Annotated in this window: 26 protein-coding genes; all 26 read left to right on the top strand. The window is 41.1% G+C overall.

Annotated elements, in window-relative coordinates; genetic code table 11:
* Nucleotides 1–71 precede the first annotated feature (71 nt).
* The 26 genes from rpoB to rplO all read left to right on the top strand — a co-directional run bounded on the left by rpoB (nt 72) and on the right by rplO (nt 20668).
* Nucleotides 72–4244, top strand: coding sequence for a DNA-directed RNA polymerase subunit beta (gene rpoB, locus QMN76_RS04855; RefSeq protein ID WP_034335743.1), 4173 nt, complete (start codon nt 72–74; stop codon nt 4242–4244).
* Nucleotides 4245–4327: 83 nt separating this feature from the next.
* Nucleotides 4328–8560, top strand: a complete 4233-nt coding sequence (rpoC, locus tag QMN76_RS04850) for a DNA-directed RNA polymerase subunit beta' (protein WP_282023631.1) — start codon at nt 4328–4330, stop codon at nt 8558–8560.
* 408 nt (nt 8561–8968) lie between these two features.
* The gene (rpsL, locus tag QMN76_RS04845; protein WP_003621118.1) at nt 8969–9340 is read left to right on the top strand and encodes a 30S ribosomal protein S12; all 372 of its coding nucleotides are present in this window, start codon (nt 8969–8971) and stop codon (nt 9338–9340) included.
* 14 nt (nt 9341–9354) lie between these two features.
* Nucleotides 9355–9831, top strand: a complete 477-nt coding sequence (gene rpsG / locus QMN76_RS04840; protein WP_034335749.1) for a 30S ribosomal protein S7 — start codon at nt 9355–9357, stop codon at nt 9829–9831.
* A 68-nt stretch (nt 9832–9899) separates the two neighbouring features.
* On the top strand, nt 9900–11090 hold the full coding sequence (gene tuf / locus QMN76_RS04835; RefSeq protein WP_034335752.1) for an elongation factor Tu: 1191 nt from the start codon (nt 9900–9902) through the stop codon (nt 11088–11090).
* A gap of 107 nt (nt 11091–11197) precedes the next feature.
* Nucleotides 11198–11506 carry a 30S ribosomal protein S10 gene (gene rpsJ, locus QMN76_RS04830; RefSeq protein WP_034335755.1) on the top strand — a complete coding sequence of 103 codons (309 nt, stop codon included), beginning with the start codon at nt 11198–11200 and terminating at the stop codon, nt 11504–11506.
* A 10-nt stretch (nt 11507–11516) separates the two neighbouring features.
* Nucleotides 11517–12206 carry a 50S ribosomal protein L3 gene (gene rplC / locus QMN76_RS04825; protein ID WP_034335758.1) on the top strand — a complete coding sequence of 230 codons (690 nt, stop codon included), beginning with the start codon at nt 11517–11519 and terminating at the stop codon, nt 12204–12206.
* A gap of 5 nt (nt 12207–12211) precedes the next feature.
* Nucleotides 12212–12826, top strand: coding sequence for a 50S ribosomal protein L4 (gene rplD / locus QMN76_RS04820; protein WP_282023632.1), 615 nt, complete (start codon nt 12212–12214; stop codon nt 12824–12826).
* A gap of 35 nt (nt 12827–12861) precedes the next feature.
* Entirely contained in the window at nt 12862–13158 is a 297-nt protein-coding gene (locus QMN76_RS04815) for a 50S ribosomal protein L23 (RefSeq protein WP_200867613.1), read from the top strand.
* A 17-nt stretch (nt 13159–13175) separates the two neighbouring features.
* A complete protein-coding gene (rplB, locus tag QMN76_RS04810; protein WP_034335766.1) occupies nt 13176–14006 on the top strand; it encodes a 50S ribosomal protein L2 in 831 nt (276 codons plus the stop codon).
* Nucleotides 14007–14021: 15 nt separating this feature from the next.
* A complete protein-coding gene (rpsS, locus tag QMN76_RS04805; RefSeq protein ID WP_034335769.1) occupies nt 14022–14300 on the top strand; it encodes a 30S ribosomal protein S19 in 279 nt (92 codons plus the stop codon).
* Nucleotides 14301–14302: 2 nt separating this feature from the next.
* Nucleotides 14303–14698, top strand: coding sequence for a 50S ribosomal protein L22 (rplV, locus tag QMN76_RS04800; protein ID WP_034335772.1), 396 nt, complete (start codon nt 14303–14305; stop codon nt 14696–14698).
* A gap of 2 nt (nt 14699–14700) precedes the next feature.
* Nucleotides 14701–15378 (top strand): 30S ribosomal protein S3, encoded by a 678-nt coding sequence (rpsC, locus tag QMN76_RS04795; protein WP_034335775.1) that lies wholly within the window; start codon nt 14701–14703, stop codon nt 15376–15378.
* Between the two features lie 62 nt (nt 15379–15440).
* The gene (gene rplP, locus QMN76_RS04790) at nt 15441–15857 is read left to right on the top strand and encodes a 50S ribosomal protein L16 (protein WP_008853162.1); all 417 of its coding nucleotides are present in this window, start codon (nt 15441–15443) and stop codon (nt 15855–15857) included.
* Nucleotides 15858–15860: 3 nt separating this feature from the next.
* The gene (rpmC, locus tag QMN76_RS04785) at nt 15861–16097 is read left to right on the top strand and encodes a 50S ribosomal protein L29 (RefSeq protein ID WP_034335780.1); all 237 of its coding nucleotides are present in this window, start codon (nt 15861–15863) and stop codon (nt 16095–16097) included.
* A 14-nt stretch (nt 16098–16111) separates the two neighbouring features.
* Nucleotides 16112–16390: a 30S ribosomal protein S17 gene (gene rpsQ, locus QMN76_RS04780; protein ID WP_034335783.1), complete on the top strand. Its 279-nt coding sequence runs from the start codon at nt 16112–16114 to the stop codon at nt 16388–16390.
* 13 nt (nt 16391–16403) lie between these two features.
* The gene (gene rplN, locus QMN76_RS04775; protein WP_034335786.1) at nt 16404–16772 is read left to right on the top strand and encodes a 50S ribosomal protein L14; all 369 of its coding nucleotides are present in this window, start codon (nt 16404–16406) and stop codon (nt 16770–16772) included.
* Nucleotides 16772–17092, top strand: coding sequence for a 50S ribosomal protein L24 (gene rplX, locus QMN76_RS04770; RefSeq protein ID WP_034335789.1), 321 nt, complete (start codon nt 16772–16774; stop codon nt 17090–17092). Before rplN ends, rplX begins: the two co-directional genes overlap by 1 nt.
* Before the next feature lie 11 nt (nt 17093–17103).
* Complete coding sequence (rplE, locus tag QMN76_RS04765) at nt 17104–17673, top strand: 50S ribosomal protein L5 (RefSeq protein ID WP_034335793.1); 570 nt, start codon at nt 17104–17106, stop codon at nt 17671–17673.
* Nucleotides 17674–17779: 106 nt separating this feature from the next.
* Nucleotides 17780–18085 carry a 30S ribosomal protein S14 gene (rpsN, locus tag QMN76_RS04760; RefSeq protein ID WP_034335796.1) on the top strand — a complete coding sequence of 102 codons (306 nt, stop codon included), beginning with the start codon at nt 17780–17782 and terminating at the stop codon, nt 18083–18085.
* 10 nt (nt 18086–18095) lie between these two features.
* Complete coding sequence (gene rpsH, locus QMN76_RS04755) at nt 18096–18494, top strand: 30S ribosomal protein S8 (RefSeq protein WP_034335799.1); 399 nt, start codon at nt 18096–18098, stop codon at nt 18492–18494.
* 10 nt (nt 18495–18504) lie between these two features.
* Complete coding sequence (gene rplF / locus QMN76_RS04750; RefSeq protein ID WP_034335802.1) at nt 18505–19038, top strand: 50S ribosomal protein L6; 534 nt, start codon at nt 18505–18507, stop codon at nt 19036–19038.
* Complete coding sequence (gene rplR / locus QMN76_RS04745) at nt 19038–19400, top strand: 50S ribosomal protein L18 (RefSeq protein WP_034335806.1); 363 nt, start codon at nt 19038–19040, stop codon at nt 19398–19400. The genes rplF and rplR overlap by 1 nt, the downstream gene beginning before the upstream one ends.
* Nucleotides 19401–19412: 12 nt before the next feature.
* Nucleotides 19413–19991, top strand: coding sequence for a 30S ribosomal protein S5 (rpsE, locus tag QMN76_RS04740; RefSeq protein WP_034335808.1), 579 nt, complete (start codon nt 19413–19415; stop codon nt 19989–19991).
* Nucleotides 19984–20175: a 50S ribosomal protein L30 gene (gene rpmD / locus QMN76_RS04735; RefSeq protein WP_034335811.1), complete on the top strand. Its 192-nt coding sequence runs from the start codon at nt 19984–19986 to the stop codon at nt 20173–20175. The genes rpsE and rpmD overlap by 8 nt, the downstream gene beginning before the upstream one ends.
* A 4-nt stretch (nt 20176–20179) precedes the next feature.
* The gene (rplO, locus tag QMN76_RS04730) at nt 20180–20668 is read left to right on the top strand and encodes a 50S ribosomal protein L15 (RefSeq protein ID WP_034335814.1); all 489 of its coding nucleotides are present in this window, start codon (nt 20180–20182) and stop codon (nt 20666–20668) included.
* The last annotated feature ends 113 nt before the right edge of the window (nt 20669–20781 follow it).

Genomic DNA, 20781 nt, shown 5'->3' with positions numbered 1-20781 from the left:
CCAATTACTTGTTTTGATTTAGTTTGAAACAGCAAGTATATTTGGCAACAAGCGATGGGGCACAATACACGATGAACGCGGTAAGCAAATCGTTCACGGGACGCAAGCGCATTCGCAAAACTTTTGGACGGATTCCAGAAATCGCACCGATGCCAAATCTTATTGATGTGCAAAGGGCGAGTTATGAGGCTTTTTTACAACGTGATGTAAAGCCAGAGAACCGTACATTAATTGGGTTGGAAGAGGTATTTCGTTCGGTTTTTCCAATCAATGATTTTGCAGGTAATGGCCGTCTCGAATTTGTAAATTACGAATTTGAAGAACCGAAATATGATGTTGAGGAATGTCTTCAGCGTGGATTGACCTATGCGGCACCCTTAAAAGTTGTCCTTCGTTTGATTGTTTGGGACATTGACGAAGATACAGGGTCACGTTCAATTCGTGATATTAAAGAGCAACCCGTTTATATGGGTGACATGCCTTTAATGACCGAAAATGGTACCTTTATCGTAAATGGTACAGAGCGCGTCATCGTATCACAAATGCACCGCAGTCCAGGTGTGTTTTTTGATCATGATGGTGGTAAGACGCATTCTTCTGGTAAGTTCTTATTTACAGCAAGAATTATTCCTTATCGTGGTTCATGGTTGGATTTTGAATTTGATAGTAAAGATTTAATTTACGTTCGTATTGATCGTAAAAGAAAATTCCCAATTACAACGTTGTTGTATGCTTTAGAAGGTGAAAATTCTATTGCTCTGCGTGATGCAAAAGCAAAAGAAGGTGGGGATATAGATTCCATTCCAATGCGTGGAATGGACGATGATGAAATTCTTTCTTATTTTTATAATACCATCTCTTTTAAAAAGATTGATGGTGGTTGGGCGCGTGCATTTGAACCTGATGCATTTCGTAATATGAAATTGTTAGCACCTCTAGTTGATGCTGATACAGGTGAAGTTGTAGCCGATGTTAATGTGAAGTTGACAGCACGAACAGTTCGCAAGATTGCTGAAAAAACTAAAAGTGTTTTAGTTCGCAGAGAAGAGCTATTAGGTCGTTATTTTGCTCATGATTTGGTTAATGAAAATACCGGTGAGATTTACGCTGAGGCTGGTGAAGAGCTTACAGAAGCCACATTAGACAGATTCGAAGAATTGGGATTGGATGAAATTCCAACATTGGCTGTTGACAATGCAACAGGACCTTGGATTAGAAACACATTAATTACAGATAAAAATACCTCCAGAGACGATGCTTTGGTTGATATTTATCGTGTTATGCGCCCTGGTGAGCCGCCAACTGCTGAAACTGCAGAATCTTTATTACGCGGTCTATTTTTTGATTATGACCGTTATGATTTGTCAGCTGTTGGTCGTGTTAAAATGAACATCCGTTTAGGTGTTCCAGGTGATGATACGATCCGCGTCTTGCGTAAAGTTGATATTCTTCGTACGATTAAAATTATGTGCGAATTAAAAGATGGTCAAGGTAGTGTCGATGATATTGATAACCTTGGTAATCGTCGAGTACGTTCCGTTGGTGAATTGATGGAAAATCAATATCGACTCGGTCTGTTGAGAATGGAACGTGCTATTCGTGAGCGTATGGGGTCAGTTGATATTGATACCGTTATGCCTCATGACTTGATAAATGCAAAACCTGCTGTTGCTGCGGTTAGAGAATTTTTTGGTTCTTCTCAGTTGTCACAGTTTATGGATCAAACAAATCCACTGTCTGAAGTCACCCATAAACGCCGTTTGTCAGCTTTGGGGCCAGGGGGTTTAACACGTGAACGTGCTGGGTTTGAAGTTCGTGACGTTCATCCAACGCATTATGGCCGTATTTGCCCAATTGAAACGCCTGAAGGTCCAAATATTGGTTTGATTAACTCTTTATCTACCTATGCTAAGGTTAATAAATACGGATTTATTGAAACACCTTATCGCTTGGTACAAGATGGTAAATTGCAAGATGGATGGAAATATCTGTCTGCAATGGAAGAAGACAAGTTAATCGTTGCTCAAGCTGATGCAAAACAAGATGCTGAAGGTAATTTGACCGATGAACTTGTTTCTGTTCGTAAGAGTGGTGACTTCCAATTGGTTAAACCTGAAGATGTAACAGCTTGTGACGTTTCACCAAAACAATTGGTGTCTGTTGCTGCGGCACTTATTCCTTTCTTGGAAAACGATGACGCGAACCGTGCATTGATGGGTTCAAACATGCAACGTCAGGCTGTGCCTTTGATTAGATCTGATGCGCCATTGGTTGGTACTGGCATGGAAGCCGCAGTTGCACGTGATTCTGGTGCGACGATCGTTGCTAAACGTGGTGGTGTTGTTGATCAAATCGATGGTGCACGTATCGTTGTTCGTGCAACAGATGAAAATGGTTCGACACAAGGGGTCGATATTTATCGTTTGCGTAAATATACACGTTCTAACCAATCTACATGTATTAACCAACGTCCACTTGTGTATGTTGGAGATCAGATTCAGGCAGGCGATATTATTGCTGATGGTCCATCAACTGAGCTTGGTGAATTAGCACTTGGTCGTAACGTTCTGGTCGCATTTATGCCTTGGAATGGATATAACTTTGAAGATTCAATTCTAATCTCTGAACGTATTGCTCGTGATGACGTGTTTACTTCAATTCATATTGAAGAATTTGAAGTTATGGCTCGTGATACCAAATTGGGTCAAGAAGAAATTACGCGTGATATTCCAAATGTTGGTGAAGAAGCGCTTCGTAATCTTGATGAAGCAGGTATCGTTTACATCGGTGCGGAAGTTAATCCTGGAGATATTTTAGTTGGTAAAATCACCCCTAAGGGTGAAAGTCCAATGACACCAGAAGAAAAACTTCTTCGTTCTATTTTTGGTGAAAAAGCTTCAGATGTTCGTGATACTTCTTTAAAACTTCCTCCTGGAACCAGTGGTACAATTGTTGATGTTCGTGTATTCTCTCGTCGTGGTATCGACAAAGATGAACGTGCAATGGCGATTGAACGTGCAGAAATTGAACGTTTAAGTAAAGATCGTGATGATGAGTTGGCTATTCAAGAACGCTCATTCTATAATCGTTTAAGAGAAAACTTACTTGATCAAACAGCTGGTATCGGGTTCAAAGGCATTCAATCAGGAACTGTATTAACAGTCGATGTATTGTCTGAACATCCACGTGGTGCATGGCGTAATATTGTTGTTGCTGATGATGCAGTAATGGCTAATATCGAAGCTGTTAAGCGTGACTTTGATCGTGAAGTTGCCGGTGTTCAAGCGCGTTTCAATAACAAAGTTGAAAAATTACAACGTGGTGATGAGCTTCCTCCTGGCGTGATGAAAATGGTTAAAGTTTTCATCGCGGTAAAGCGTAAATTACAACCAGGGGATAAGATGGCGGGTCGTCATGGTAACAAAGGGGTTGTATCCCGTGTTGTTCCTGTTGAAGATATGCCATTCCTTGAAGATGGAACTTCTGTTGATCTTGTGTTGAACCCACTGGGTGTGCCTTCACGTATGAACGTAGGTCAGATTTTAGAAACACATTTAGGTTGGGCTTGTGCCAATATTGGTAAACAAGTCAGCCAAGTCGTGGATGATTATGTTCGTCAAGGTGAGAAAAAGCAGGAGCTTTTAGATCGCTTAAGAACAATCTATGGTGAAGCAACCTATCAAGAAAAAATTGTTGATCTTTCTGATAGTGAGTTGATTGAATTCTGCAATGATATTCGCAAAGGTGTATCAATTATGACCCCTGTGTTTGACGGCGCCAGTATTCCTGATATTGAAGGAATGTTGACCCAAGCAGGATTAAATACATCTGGGCAAAGTACATTAATTGATGGTCGTACAGGTGAAGTTTTTGAACGTCCTGTTACGGTTGGTTATATCTATATGCTTAAATTGCATCACTTGGTTGATGATAAGATCCATGCGCGCTCTATTGGTCCGTATTCCTTGGTTACGCAGCAACCATTGGGTGGTAAAGCTCAATTTGGTGGTCAGCGTTTCGGAGAGATGGAAGTTTGGGCTCTTGAGGCTTATGGTGCTGCATATACCTTACAGGAAATGTTAACGGTTAAATCCGATGACGTTTCAGGTAGAACAAAGGTTTATGAAGCGATTGTCAAAGACCAAGATGACTTTGAAGCAGGTATTCCAGAAAGCTTTAACGTATTGATTAAAGAACTGAAATCGCTCGGTTTGAATGTTGAACTAGAACAAAGCGCTGAATAAGCAATTTAATTTAGTTTGTAAGTATTTTTATTAAAGAGGTGCTGTGTTAATGGCACCTCAATCCCCCAAAGGGTTTATGGCGAATGAATGAACTTATGAAAATTCTTGGTCAATCAGGCCAAGCAATGACGTTTGATCAAATTAAAATTCAATTAGCCTCGTCTGAGCAAATACGGTCATGGTCTTATGGTGAAGTAAAAAAACCAGAGACCATTAATTATCGTACATTTAAACCAGAACGAGATGGACTATTCTGTGCCCGTATTTTTGGGCCTATCAAAGATTATGAATGTTTGTGCGGCAAATACAAACGGATGAAATTCCGTGGTATTGTTTGTGAAAAATGCGGTGTTGAAGTTACGCTTGCCAAAGTACGTCGTGAACGTATGGGGCATATTGAACTGGCCAGTCCAGTTGCACATATTTGGTTTTTGAAATCTTTACCAAGTCGTATTGGCCTGATGGTCGACATGACTTTGAAAGATTTGGAACGTGTTCTCTATTTTGAAAATTATGTTGTTTTGGAATCTGGAACATCTCCACTAAAACAATATAGTTTGTTGTCAGAAGAGCAATATCTTGATGCTATGGACGAATACGGGCATGAAGGTGTTGAGATCAGCATTGGTGCTGAAGCTGTAAAGAAAATCTTGATCAACATTGATTGCGATGTTGATAAAGTTGATTTGCGTGCTGAACTCAAAGAAACAACCTCAGAAGTCAAACGTAAAAAGCTCGTTAAACGCTTGAAATTGGTTGAAGCGTTTGCAGGAAGTGGCTGTCGTCCAGAGTGGATGATTATGGACGTTGTTCCTGTTATTCCACCTGAACTACGTCCTTTGGTTCCATTGGATGGTGGTCGTTTTGCAACGTCTGATCTGAACGATTTATATCGTCGCGTGATTAACCGTAATAACCGTTTAAAACGATTGATGGAGCTTCGCGCGCCAGATATTATTGTTCGTAACGAAAAACGTATGTTACAAGAATCTGTGGATGCATTATTTGATAATGGACGCAGAGGGCGGGCAATTACTGGTGCAAATAAACGTCCATTGAAATCTTTAGCAGATATGCTCAAAGGGAAACAAGGTCGTTTCCGTCAAAACTTGCTTGGTAAACGTGTTGATTATTCTGGTCGTTCCGTTATTGTGGTGGGACCTGAGTTAAAGCTGCATCAATGTGGTTTGCCAAAGAAGATGGCGCTTGAGTTATTTAAGCCTTTCATTTATTCTAAACTTGAAAAATATGGACATGCAACAACCATTAAAGCTGCAAAGCGTATGGTTGAAAAAGAACGTCCAGAAGTTTGGGATATTATTGAAGAAGTTATTCGCGAACATCCCGTAATGTTAAATCGTGCGCCTACTTTGCACCGTTTGGGTATTCAAGCTTTCGAACCTATATTGGTTGAAGGTAAAGCTATTCAATTACATCCATTAGTTTGTACCGCATTTAACGCTGACTTTGACGGTGACCAAATGGCTGTGCACGTGCCGTTGAGCCTTGAAGCTCAATTAGAAGCACGCGTTTTGATGATGTCTACGAATAATATTCTCAGTCCTGCAAGTGGTAAGCCAATTATTGTGCCTTCACAAGATATTGTTTTAGGTTTGTATTATCTGAGTTTAGATATTCCTGAATATAAACTAACACTAGATCAATCTGAATATGATGCTGAGGGTCATCTTGTTAAAGAAGGTGCTCCTGTATTTGCTAATATCGGTGAGATTGAGCATGCTTTATCAGCAAAAGCAATTAAATTGCACGATAAAATTCGTACAAGATATGAGACCAAAGATGCTGAAGGTAACTCTGTTACTCAACGTGTGATTACCACTGCGGGTCGTATGTTGATATCGCAGATACTACCTAAGCATCCAGCAATCAGTTTTGACTTAATTAATCAACAATTAACCAAGAAATCCATTTCTGATATTATCGATATGGTTTATCGTCATTGTGGTCAGAAAGAGTGCGTTATTTTTGCTGATCGTATGATGGGTCTTGGATTTGCTTATGCTGCTAAGGCGGGGATTTCCTTTGGTAAGGATGATATGATCATTCCTGACGAGAAAAAGGAATTGGTTGCCAAAACCACAGCTGAGGTCAAAGAATTTGAACAACAATATCAAGATGGTTTGATTACTGCGGGTGAGCGTTACAATAAAGTTGTTGATGCTTGGTCTCGTTGCACTGACGAAGTTCAGGCTGCGATGATGAAAGAGATTTCACGTGTTGAACCTGGTCAACGTATTAATTCTGTGTGGATGATGAGTCACTCTGGGGCTCGTGGGTCACCAGCTCAGATGAAACAGTTGGCGGGTATGCGTGGTTTGATGGCTAAACCGTCTGGCGAGATTATCGAACAACCGATTATTGCAAACTTTAAAGAGGGCTTGTCGGTTCTAGATTACTTTACTTCTACCCATGGTGCTCGTAAAGGTCTTGCTGATACTGCGTTGAAAACCGCGAACTCTGGATATTTAACACGTCGTCTGGTTGATGTGGCACAAGATTGTATTATTATTGATCAAGATTGTAAAACAGAACGCGGATTGACAGTGCGTGCCGTGATGGATGGTGGTGAAGTAATTTCATCTCTGTCAGAGCGTATTTTAGGACGTACTTTGGCTGCTGATGTTCTTGATCCTTCATCTGGCAAGGTCTTATATCCTCGCAATACATTAGTTGAAGAATCAGAAGCTGAAGCCATTGAGAAAGCTAGCGTTGAAAGTGTAATGATACGTTCTGTCTTAACATGTGATAGCCAAATTGGGGTATGTGCGCATTGTTATGGACGTGATCTTTCTCGTGGAACACCCGTAAATATTGGTGAGGCTGTTGGTGTTATTGCAGCGCAGTCAATTGGCGAGCCTGGAACTCAGCTAACCATGCGTACTTTCCATATTGGTGGGGCTGCTCAAAGAGGGGCAGAACAGTCAATGGTCGAGGCTTCACGTGATGGGACAATTAAAATTCTTAACTTGAATGTGGTTCAAAACAGTCAAGGTTTTGATATTGTGATGTCCAGAAACTGTGAAATTATTTTATTGGATGAAAATAAAGTAGAACGCGCTCGTTACCGTATTCCTTATGGTGCAAGATTACTGGCTAAAAATGCAGCTAAGGTTACACGTAATCAAAAAATGGCAGAGTGGGATCCTTATACCCTTCCGATTATTACCGAGAAATCAGGAACAATTGAGTATCAAGATCTGATTGAAGGTATTACGTTGGTTGAACGTATGGATGAAGTCACAGGCTTGTCTTCTAAAGTGGTGGTGGATTACAAACAAACCAGCAAATCTCGTGACCTACGCCCAAGATTACAACTAAATGATTCTAATGGCGAAGTAATGAAGCTTGCGAATGGAAATGAAGCACGTTACTTCCTTTCTCCAGATTCATTGCTGTCTGTTGAGAATGGCGTTGAGGTCAACGCAGGTGATGTGTTAGCGCGTATCCCTCGTGAAGGTTCAAAGACCCGTGATATTACAGGGGGCTTACCACGTGTTGCCGAACTGTTTGAAGCACGTCGTCCGAAAGATCATGCTATTATCGCCGAAAATGATGGTATTGTTGAATTTGGTAAAGATTATAAAGCCAAACGCCGTATTGTCGTTCGTAATGAAGACACTGATGAAGAAACAGAATATCTTATTCCAAAAGGTAAGCATATTTCTGTGCAAGAAGGTGACTTTGTACGTAGAGGAGATCCATTAGTCGATGGTCCTCGTGTGCCTCATGATATCTTGAAAGTTATGGGTGTAGAAGCGCTGTCAGATTACTTGATTGATGAGATTCAAAGTGTTTACCGTCTGCAAGGTGTGAAGATCAACGACAAGCACATTGAAGTTATCGTTCGTCAAATGCTGCAAAAGGTAGAAATCACCGATCCTGGTGATACAACGTACCTTATTGGTGAAACTATTGATCGTCTTGAGTTTGAGCAAGAGAATACTAAACGTATGAACGCAAATGAGCGTCCTGCCGTTGCTTCTCCTGTTTTGCAAGGGATTACCAAAGCGGCGTTACAAACGAAATCATTTATCTCTGCGGCATCGTTCCAAGAAACTACACGTGTCTTAACTGAAGCTGCGTCTGCGGGTAAGATTGATAACTTGGCGGGGCTAAAAGAGAACGTGATCGTTGGTCGTTTGGTTCCAGCAGGAACAGGAAGTGTTATGAATCGCTTCCGTGCACTAGCGTATTCACGTGACAAGCAGAGATTGGCAGATGCTCGTAAGCAAATACAATCTAGAGAATCTGTTGATATTTCATCTGCTGCACAAGAAAATGAAATGGAAGAGTGACATAATCTATAAAATAGGTTATTAAGGAACGATTCTATTAATTTCATATTTGTTGGATGAGGGGATTCTCTTATCCAACAAATTAAAATACGGGTTATTTCCGTCTTTTGGCGGAAATAAAATGCTTTGTTTCTAACAAAGCCTTTGATAATTTGCCGTCTTTAAAGATAATTTTTTTATCTTGCAAATTTTAAAGGTTTATGTTAGATAAAGCATCATTGTTCGTTGAATTAAATGTATTTTTTATAAAAATAAAGTTTTGAGAAAAAACTTTTCAATTTTTTATATTAGATGTATTCAGTAAGAAGTATCTGGTTTTATATTAGATGCAAGAGTGTTGTAAATGACCGTTAAGACAATAGATATAAAATTGCTTAACCTAGAAATAGTAAGGATCGGGAAAGGCGAATGCCGACCATTAACCAATTAATCGCTAAAGGCCGCGAACCTGCTGCCAAGCGCAATAAGGTTCCTGCTTTGCAGGGATGTCCGCAAAAACGAGGGGTATGTACTCGTGTTTATACAACAACACCTAAGAAGCCTAACTCAGCATTGCGTAAAGTTGCAAAGGTACGTCTGACAAATGGTTACGAGGTGGTGAGTTATATTCCTGGTGAAGGTCATAACTTGCAAGAACATAGTGTGGTCTTGATACGCGGCGGGCGTGTTAAAGATTTGCCAGGCGTACGTTATCATATATTACGTGGTGTTCTGGATACACAAGGTATTGCAAAGAGACGTCAACGTCGTTCTTTGTATGGTGCTAAACGTCCAAAATAAGAGGAATAACAGGCATGAGTCGCCGACACCGCGCAGTTAAGCGTGAGATACTTCCCGATCCTAAATTTGGTGATATAGTCATCACGCGTTTTATGAATGCGTTGATGTACGATGGAAAAAAATCGATTGCTGAAAAAATCGTTTACGGAGCATTGGAAACATTGCGTGCCCGTGGCGGAGCAGAAGCAGATCCAGTGCGTTTATTTCATGAAGCTTTAGATAACGTAAAGCCAGCTGTAGAAGTTCGTTCTCGCCGTGTAGGTGGTGCAACTTATCAGGTGCCTGTTGAGGTTCGTGCAGATCGACGCCAAGCATTGGCCATTCGTTGGTTAATTGATTCGTCTCGTAAACGTGGTGAAAGCACCATGGAAGAAAGACTGTCTAACGAGTTGTTGGATGCTGTGAATAATCGTGGATCCGCTGTAAAAAAACGAGAAGATACTCATCGTATGGCTGAAGCAAATAAAGCTTTCAGTCATTATCGCTGGTAAGTGAACTGAGTTTAGGTTAACCTTTTAACCGAAGGTCTTGGAAGTGTCCAAGCAAACGGAGAGAGAGAATGGCAAAGGCTAAATTTGAGCGGAATAAACCGCACTGTAATATTGGTACCATCGGTCACGTCGATCATGGTAAAACTTCATTAACTGCTGCTATTACAAAAGTATTGGCAGAAGTTGGTGGTGCAGAATTTACTGCATACGATATGATTGATAAAGCACCTGAAGAACGTGCTCGTGGTATTACCATTTCAACAGCTCATGTTGAATATCAAACTGAAAAACGTCACTATGCTCACGTTGACTGTCCTGGTCACGCCGATTATGTTAAGAACATGATTACTGGTGCTGCTCAGATGGATGGTGCTATTCTTGTTGTGTCTGCAGCAGATGGTCCAATGCCACAAACACGTGAACATATCTTGTTGGCACGTCAAGTTGGCGTTCCTGCACTTGTTGTTTTCATGAACAAATGTGACCAAGTTGACGATCCAGAGCTTCTTGAATTGGTTGAAATGGAAATTCGTGAACTTCTTTCTTCATATGATTTCCCTGGTGATGATATCCCCATTATTAAAGGTTCTGCATTGGTAGCACTTGAAGATGGTGATGTTGAATTAGGTAAAAACCGTGTTATCGATTTGATGAATGCAGTTGATGAATATATTCCTCAACCAGAACGTCCTATCGATCGTCCATTTTTGATGCCAATCGAAGATGTGTTCTCTATTTCTGGTCGTGGAACAGTTGTTACAGGTCGTGTAGAGCGCGGTGAAGTTAACGTTGGTGAAGAAGTTGAAATCGTAGGTATTCATCCTACAACAAAAACAACTGTTACTGGTGTTGAAATGTTCCGTAAGCTTCTTGATCGTGGAGAAGCTGGGGATAATATTGGTGCACTTCTTCGTGGAACAAAACGTGAAGATGTGGAGCGTGGTCAAGTTCTTGCTAAACCAGGAAGTATTAAACCACACAATAAATTTAAAGCAGAAGCTTATATTCTTACAAAAGAAGAAGGCGGACGTCATACACCATTCTTTACCAACTATCGTCCTCAGTTCTACTTCCGTACAACTGATGTGACAGGTGTTGTTCATTTACCAGAAGGCATTGAAATGGTAATGCCTGGTGATAACGCTGCAATGGATGTTGAATTGATTGCTCCTATTGCTATGGACGAAGGTCTACGCTTCGCTATTCGTGAAGGTGGACGTACAGTTGGAGCTGGTGTGGTTGCTAAAATCACCGAGTAACTCGTAGCTCACTAAGTTTGGATTCTCAGTCAGTTTTCTGGCTGGGAATCTTGTTGCTATTAGGGTCTGGCTTTTTAGATCCGTTATTATGATTAGGCAAATAGAAAATGGAAAGCCAAAATATCCGTATTCGCCTGAAAGCTTACGATTACAGAGTGCTTGACAATAGCACTAAAGAAATTGTAAATACAGCGAAGCGTACGGGGGCGCAGGTAAGAGGACCAATTCCTTTACCAACGCGTATTGAACGGTTTACAGTTAACCGTTCTCCTCATATCGATAAGAAGAGTCGTGAACAGTTCGAAATTAGAACTCACCGACGTTTGTTAGATATTGTTGAGCCTAACCCGCAGACCGTGGATGCTCTCATGAAACTTGACCTCGCCGCTGGCGTGGATGTCGAGATAAAGCTATAAGGTCCAGACGATGCGTACAGGATTGATCGCAAAAAAGTTGGGGATGACCCGACTATTTAAAGAGGACGGCACTCATGTGCCAGTCACTGTATTGCACTTAGATGAAGTGCAAGTAGTAGATACTCGTACACAAGACCGTGACGGCTATACAGCTGTTCAGCTAGGTATTGGTAAAGCTAAAGTTAAGAATGTTAGTCAGCCAAACCGTGGTCACTTTGCACGAGTAAAAGTTGAGCCAAAACAGAAGCTTGTTGAATTTAGAGTTTCAGAAGATGCTTTACTTGAATCAGGGTCAGCATTGACTGCAGCTCATTTTGTGGCTGGTCAAAAAGTTGACGTAACGGGAACCAGTAAAGGTAAAGGTTTTGCTGGTGCGATGAAACGTTGGAATTTCCGTGGTTTGGAAGCGACCCATGGTGTTTCAGTTAGTCACCGTTCTCATGGTTCTACGGGTAATCGTCAAGATCCTGGTAAAACTTTTAAAAATAAGAAGATGGCAGGACATTTGGGTGATGAAAGAGTCACTACTCAAAATTTAGAAGTCGCTGCTGTAGATGTTGAGAAAAATTTGATCATGATAAAAGGTTCAGTGCCTGGTGCAAAGAATGGCTTTGTCCTCGTACGTGATGCGATCAAGAAAGCCCGTCATGCGGATGCACCGTTTCCTGCTGCATTAGCTACGGTTGCAGAGAAAGGTTGAGGGAAATGGATCTAGAAATCAAAACCCTCGATAATGGAAGTGCTGGAAATATCACTCTTCCTGCAGAGTTGTTCGAAATTCAACCTCGTGCTGATATCATGGCGAGAGTTGTTCATTGGCAGCTTGCAAAACGTCGTGCTGGTACGCATAAAGTTAAGGGTCGTGCCGAAGTTTCAGGAACTAAAAAGAAACCTTTCCGTCAAAAAGGTACAGGTAATGCTCGTCAAGGTTCATTACGTGGTCCGCATTTTCGTACTGGTGGTGTAGTTCATGGTCCTGTTGTTCGTGATCACGGATATGATCTCCCTAAGAAAGTAAGAACGTTAGGTTTAATTTCTGCTTTATCTCAGAAATTATCAGAAGGTAAGTTGGTCATTCTTGATCAAGCTAGTGGTGTTGCTAAGACTTCTGAATTGGCTGCCAAATTAAAAGTTCTCGGTTGGACTTCTGCCTTAATTGTGGATACAACCGTTGATGAAAATTTCGGTCATGCAATAAGAAATATTCATTCAGTAGATATCCTTCCGACGATTGGTGCTAATGTTTATGATATTTTAAATCATGATGTATTGGCAATTACTCGTGCTGCAGTTGATGGGTTGAAGGAGCGCTTAGTATGACAAATATTCTAGCTCTTCGTCGCAAAGCGGAGACAATGTCTCGTGAAGCGATGTTTAATATTATTCGTGCGCCTTTAATTACAGAAAAAGCAACAATGTTATCTGAAAAAAATCAGGTTGCTTTTAAAGTAGCTCCAAATGCAACTAAAACACAAATTAAAGTGGCAATTGAAACTTTATTTGGTGTTAAAGTTCTTGGTGTGAATACTCTTGTTTTAAAGGGTAAAACGAAGAAGTTTAAAGGTCGTTTAGGGCGCCGTTCTGATATTAAAAAAGCGTTTGTTCAGCTTGCTGAGGGTCAATCAATTGATTTGACCACTAAGCTGTCTTAAACGTAAGGTAGGAATTAATGGCATTAAAGCATTTTAATCCAGTTACTCCAAGTCTTCGCGGCACGATTTTAATCGATCGTAAGGAGCTTTGGAAAGGAAAGCCAGTTAAAACGCTTACCGAAGGTAAGAATAAAACTGGTGGTCGTAATAATAATGGTCGTATTACCTCTCGTTTTATTGGTGGTGGACATAAACAATCTTATCGTTACGTTGATTTTAAACGTCGTAAGTTTGATATGCCTGCAACTGTTGAACGTTTAGAATACGATCCAAACCGCACAGCCTTCATTGCTTTAATTAAGTATGAAGATGGTGAGTTGTCTTATATTTTAGCTCCACAACGCTTAAAAGTTGGTGACGTTGTTATCGCTGGTCAACGTGTAGACGTTAAGCCAGGTAATGCAATGCCTTTAGCTGCTATTCCTGTTGGAACTATTGTGCATAATATTGAGCTTAAAGAGGGTGCTGGTGGTAAACTGGTTCGTTCTGCTGGAACATATGCACAATTGGTTGGTAAAGACGCTGGTTACGCACAAATTAAATTGCAATCGAATGAATTGCGTTTGGTTCGTGGTGAATGTATGGCAACTGTTGGCGCAGTATCAAATCCAGATAATATGAACCAACATTTTGGTAAAGCTGGCCGTACTCGTTGGAAAGGACGTCGTCCTCATAACCGTGGTGTTGTAATGAACCCGGTTGACCATCCACATGGTGGTGGTGAAGGTCGTACTTCAGGTGGACGTCATCCTGTTACTCCATGGGGTAAACCAACTAAAGGTTATAAAACTAGAGTCAATAAGCGTACGGATAGCTTAATTATCCGTCGTCGTAAGACAGGTAAATAAAGGGGCGAATAAAAGATGGCAAGATCCGTCTGGAAAGGCCCGTTTGTAGACGGGTATTTATTAAACAAAGCTGAAGCAGCTCGTGCTTCTGGTCGTAATGATGTGATTAAGATTTGGTCACGCCGTTCAACCATTTTACCACAATTTGTTGGTTTGGTTTTCGGTGTTTACAATGGTCACAAATTTTTGCCAGTGCAAGTAAGTGAAAATATGGTAGGTCACAAATTTGGTGAATTTTCTCCTACACGTACTTACAATGGGCATGCTGCAGATAAGAAAGCAAAGCGGGGCTAGTTATGAGTAAACCAAAGCATCCACGTGCACTTTCTGAGAACGAAGCTCAAGCAGTTGGTCGTAATATCAGAACTAGTCCACGTAAATTGAACTTAGTTGCAGGTTTAATTCGTAATGAACCTGTATCTCAAGCATTAGCAAAACTAAGTTTCTCAAAACGTAGAATTGCTCAGCAAGTAAAAACGATACTTGAAAGTGCGATTGCTAACGCAGAGAATAACCACCAGCTTGACGTTGATCGTTTGGTCGTGTCACGTGCTGAAGTTGGTAAAGCAATGGTTATGCGTCGTTTTCATGCAAGAGGTCGTGGACGTTCCGCACAAATCGAGAAATTCTTTAGTCATATAAAGATAGTAGTTGCCGAACGTGAAGACAACGATGAAGGAAAGGCTGCATAATAATGGGTCAAAAAGTAAATCCAATTGGTTTGCGTCTAGGCATTAATCGCACTTGGGATAGTCGTTGGTATGCTGATCAAGATTATACCAGATTATTATTCGAAGATTTTAAGCTTCGTGAATTTTTGCGTAAAAAATTAGCAGGTGCAGGCGTTTCTCGCGTAGTTATCGAACGCCCTGCTAAAAAACCTCGTGTTACGATTTATGCAGCTCGCCCTGGTATTGTTATCGGTAAAAAAGGTCAAGATATCGACAGTTTGCGTAAAGAATTGGCAGCAATGGCAAAAGCAGATGTTGCTTTAAACATTGTTGAAATTCGCAAGCCTGAGATTGATGCTACTTTAGTTGCTGAAAATATTGCACAACAACTGGAAAGACGTGTTGCTTTCCGTCGTGCTATGAAACGTGCTGTGCAATCAGCAATGCGTTTAGGTGCACAAGGTATTCGTATTAATTGTAGTGGTCGTTTAGGTGGCGCTGAAATTGCTCGCGTAGAATGGTATCGTGAAGGACGTGTTCCTTTGCATACTCTGAGAGCAGATATTGATTACGGTGTAGCTGCAGCACAAACTACATATGGTAAATGTGGAGTGAAGGTTTGGATCTTTAAGGGCGAAATTATGGCTCATGATCCTTCAGCCCAAGATCGCCGTGCTGCTGATCAAGTTCCACAACGGTAATTGATTTATTTGAGTTTAGTAGTTATACATACAACTATTACAACGCATGAGGATATTAAATAATGCTATCTCCGCGGCGGACTAAGTTCCGCAAAGCTCATAAAGGTCGTATTCACGGCAATGCGAAGGGTGGAACAGAGTTAAATTTTGGAACCTATGGTCTGAAAGCTTTGCAACCTGAACGTATTACTGCACGTCAAATTGAAGCTTCTCGTCGTGCGATTACTCGTGCTATGAAGCGTATGGGGCGTGTATGGATTCGTGTATTTCCAGATCTTCCTGTTTCTAGTAAACCTGCAGAAGTTCGTATGGGATCTGGTAAAGGATCTCCTGAATTTTGGGTTGCTCGAGTCAAACCAGGTCGTATTTTGTTCGAAATTGAAGGTGTTTCACCTGAAATAGCTAAAGAAGCACTAACACTTGGTGCTGCTAAGCTTCCAATTAAAACAAAATTTATAACCCGTATTGGGGAGGCCTAAAGAATGGCAAAGGCATTAAAGCCAGCTGATCTTCGCGTCAAAACCATTGATGAACTGAAAACGCTTCTTGTTGATTTAAGACGTGAACAGTTCAACTTGCGTTTTCAACGTGCGACAGGTCAAAATGAAGGTGTCAGCCGTGTTGGTGTAATTCGTCGCGATATCGCACGTATTAAAACGGTTATGGTTGAATTAAACAAAAACGCCGTGGGTGCAACTGCATCCACCAGCAAGTCCTAAGGAGTTCGTGGGCAATGCCAAGGCGCGTTCTTACTGGTCGGGTGACAAGCGATAAAATGGACAAAACAGTGACAGTGCTGGTTGTTCGTCGTGTTATGCATCCGCTTTATAAAAAATTCATTCGTCGTTCAAAAAAATATGCGGCGCATGATGAATTAAATGAATGTAAAATTGGGGATACGGTTCGTATTATCGAATCGCCTCCAATATCAAAAAGAAAATCATGGGCTGTGACTACACGCAATGGTGCTCCTCTCGGGGCAACTGAGCAAGTATCCAGCGTTGAAGTTTAAGGGAGGCTAAGACATGATCCATCCCGAGACCAACCTTACAGTGGCTGATAATTCAGGCGCAAGAGAGGTGCAGTGCATTAAGGTACTGGGCGGTTCAAAGCGGAAAACTGCTTCGGTCGGCGACGTGATTGTCGTTTCCGTCAAAGAGGCTATTCCTCGTGGAAAAGTAAAAAAAGGTGAGGTTCATCAAGCTGTAATCGTGCGTACAAGTTATCCTGTACGTCGTGCTGATGGCACATCTATTCGTTTTGATAAAAATGCAGCTGTGCTGATTAATAAACAAAGCGAACCTATCGGAACACGTATCTTTGGCCCAGTGGTCAGAGAATTGCGTGCTCGTAAGTTTATGAAAATTATCTCCTTAGCTCCGGAGGTTCTATAATGGCTGCACGCATAAAGAAAGGTGATCAAGTTATCGTGATCACTGGCCCTTATAAAGGGGTTAAAGGGGAAGTTCTTTCTGTTCTTCCTGAAGAAGATAAGGCTGTTGTGCGCGGTGTTGCAATTGCAAAACACCACAAGAAGCCTTCCCGTATGGGTGAACCTGGTGGGATTATTGAACGTGAAAAACCTGTTCATTTGTCTAACCTGAAGCTCGTTGATCCAAAATCTGGAAAACCAACACGGGTTGGTTTTAGAGTTCTAGAAGATGGTCGTAAAGTCCGTATCGCCAAAGCTACTGGCGAAGTGATTGAAAGTTAGGAGAGAGAGGAATGTCAGAAAATACTCAAACAGCTTCTGAAGCACGCCTTTATACTCTCTATAAAAACGAGTTTCGCAAAAGCCTACGTGAACAGTTCTCATATAAAAATGAGATGCAAATACCGCGCCTAGAAAAAATCGTTTTGAATATGGGTGTTGGTGAAGCTGCTGCTGATCAAAAAAAATTAGATGCTGCAACTGAAGAAATGACCTTGATTGCTGGTCAAAAAGCAGTTAAAACACTTAGTAAGAAAGCTATTGCTGGCTTCAAGATACGTGCTGGTTTGCCAATTGGTTGTAAAGTTACATTACGTAGTCGTCGTATGTATGAATTCTTAGATCGTTTGGTGACAATTGCATTGCCTCGTGTTCGTGACTTTAGGGGTTTACCTGCGAACAAAGGTTTTGATGGTCATGGTAACTTTGCAATGGGTTTGAAAGAACAAATCGTATTTCCTGAAATCGTTTATGACAAAGTAGACGAAGTTCGTGGTATGGATGTTATTTTCGTGACCTCTGCTAAAACAAATGAAGAAGCTAAAGCTTTATTAAAAGCTTTCTCTCTTCCTTTCGTTGGCTAAGAACTGGTTCTTTTCGCTGCAAGGTGAATTAAATATCACCTTGCAAATTTGTTTATTTTGGAAAACGGTCGAAAGTTTCGACAGGTTCCGGAGGGTAAAATAAAGCATGGCAAAAACTTCCGCCATCCATCGTAATGCGAAGCGTGCAAATATGTCTGCGCGTGATAAAACAAAACGCATTGCATTAAAAAATATAGTCATGGATAGAAGTCTGCCCGTTGAAGATCGTTTCGATGCTTCTTTGAAATTGGCAAAACTTCCACGTAACGGTTCTCGTACAAGAGTGCGTTTGCGCTGTAAATTAACAGGCCGTTCTCGTGGTAACTATCGTAAATTCGAGCTATGCCGTATTGCATTGCGCGAACTCGCATCTACTGGGCAAATACCCGGTATGGTTAAGTCAAGTTGGTAAGGGGCTGTAGATGTCATTATCTGATCCATTAGGTGATATGCTCACCCGTATTCGTAATGCGCAATCTGCTCGTCACTCTTCTTGTGTGGCGCCAGCTTCTAATCTAAGACTTAATGTTTTAGAAGCGTTGAAACGTGAAGGTTATATTCGCGGTTACAAAAAAGAAGAATTGCGTAAAGGTATTAGTCAACTTCATATTGAATTGAAATACTCTGACGGTGAACCTGTAATTAAAGAAATTCAAAGAGTTTCAAAACCAGGCCGTCGTGTATATTCTAAAATCAAAGAATTGCCACGTGTTTATGGTGGTCTTGGCGTATCTATTCTTTCAACACCTTGTGGTGTTTTATCTGATGTTGAAGCTCGCGCTGCTAATGTTGGTGGCGAAGTTCTTTGTCGTGTATTCTAAGGGGGATTAAATGTCACGTGTAGGCAAAAACCCTGTACAGATTCCACAAGGGGTAGAAGTTTCTTTAGCAAATGGTGTGATGACAGTAAAAGGGAAAAGAGGTGCTTTATCTATTCCTGTTTCTGAACATGTTGATGCTAAAATCGAAAATAGCCAAGTTGTTGTTGCGCCAAAAGGTAAAGCTATCATCGCTCGTGCGATGTGGGGAACAACTAGAGCTTTAATAGCAAATATGGTTCATGGAGTTTCTGAAGGTTATACTAAAACTTTAGAAATTACAGGAACAGGTTTTCGTGCATCTGTTCAAGGTTCAAACTTGGTTATGAATCTTGGGTATTCTCACGATATTGTTTATCCAATTCCAGCTGATATTAAAATTACAACACCTCGTCCAACCGCAGTAACGGTTGACGGGAATGATAAGCAACGTGTTGGTCAGGTTGCTTTAGACATTCGTAATTTTAGGAAGCCTGAGCCTTATAAAGGTAAGGGTGTTCGTTATGATAATGAAGTCATACGTCGCAAAGAAGGCAAGAAGAAATAATGGGTACGCAACGTGAATTACAAGCGCGCCGGCGTAGACGGTTGCGTTATCAGCTTAGTCAAAAAGGAAATGGGCGTCCTCGTCTATCAGTTTTCCGTTCTAGCAAAAATATTTATGCTCAGGTCATTGACGATGTTGCTGGTAAAACTTTAGCTGCTGCGTCTACTTTAGATGCAGCGGTTAAAGCACAATTGAAAACTGGAGCTGATATTGATGCTGCTCGCACAATTGGTAAATTAATTGCTGAACGTGCAAAAGCAGCTGGGTTGGAACAGGTCGTGTTTGATCGTGGCTCTTATATTTATCATGGGCGTGTAAAAGCGCTTGCTGAGGCTGCCCGTGAGGGCGGACTTGCGTTCTAAGGGAGGTTGCGAATGGCACGTGAAGTAAAAGAAGGCGGTCGCGCAGGACGTGAGCGTGATAATGATGATTTGGTTGATAAGCTCGTAACAATCAACCGTGTTGCAAAAGTTGTAAAGGGCGGTCGTCGCTTTGCATTTGCTGCATTGGTTGTTGTTGGTGATCAACGTGGTCGCGTAGGATACGGTTCTGGTAAAGCTAGAGAAGTTCCTGAAGCAATCCGTAAAGCAACAGAGCAAGCTAAGAAATCAATGATTCGTGTTCCAATGAAAGAAGGCAGAACATTACATCATGATGTTCAAGGCTGTTTTGGAGCAGGTAAAGTGATTTTAAGATCAGCAGAAGCAGGAACTGGTATTATTGCCGGTGGTCCTATGCGTGCTGTTTTTGAAAGCCTTGGGATTAATGACGTTGTTGCTAAGTCAACAGGTTCACGTAATCCTCATAACATGGTGAAAGCTACTTTTGATGCATTGCGTCGTTGTGCAAGCCCTCGGGTTGTTGCTGCAAGACGTGGCAAAAAAGTTTCTGAAATACTTGGACGCCGAGATAATGCAACTAATGCGCAAAATGCGGAGGTTGTAAATGGTTGATTCTAAAGCTGCAAAAGTTAAAGTTACACAAATAGCTTCTGCAATTGGTCGTCAAAAAGATCAAAAGCAAACATTGGTTGGTTTAGGGTTAAATCGTATTGGCGCAACTCGTGAGTTGGAAAATACTCCAGCTGTTCAAGGGATGATCAATAAGGTTCGCCACCTTGTGAAGGTGGAAGGATAATTTAATGAACTTAAATGAACTTCGTGATAATCTGGGCTCTAGATACCATAAAAAACGTTTAGGTCGTGGTATTGGTTCAGGTAAAGGTAAAACATCAGGTAAAGGTCATAAAGGCCAACATGCTAGATCTGGTGTTGCAATTAACGGCTTTGAAGGTGGACAACTTCCTCTTTATCGTCGTTTACCTAAAAGAGGATTTAAGAATATCTTCCGCAAAATTTATGCAGAAGTAAATCTTGATACTCTGACTATAGCAATTGATAGTGGTAAACTAAACGCTTCTTCAGTAATTAATGAAGCTTCTTTGCGTGATGCTGGCTTATTTAAAGGTAAAAAATATGTTGGTGTTCGTTTGCTTGCTAAAGGTGAGCTTAATAAAGCTGTAAATATTGAAGTCTCTGGTGCTTCTGCTGCTGCTGTTGAAGCAGTAAAAAAAGCTGGTGGCACTGTTAAGCTATTGGTGCCTTCTGGGGATGTATCTGCAGATGCCTAAACTATAAGTGAGATATAACTTGCATTATCAAATGATAAATGCTTATAAGTTTATAAAACACAATAGATCTTAAGGTTAAAAATACAGCGTCCCGTAACTATTGCGGTGACGCT

Origin of the sequence: Commensalibacter papalotli (ex Botero et al. 2024), from assembly GCF_947179115.1 — a bacterium.
Taxonomy (GTDB): domain Bacteria; phylum Pseudomonadota; class Alphaproteobacteria; order Acetobacterales; family Acetobacteraceae; genus Commensalibacter; species Commensalibacter papalotli.
This window is presented reverse-complemented; position numbering and strand designations above follow the sequence as displayed.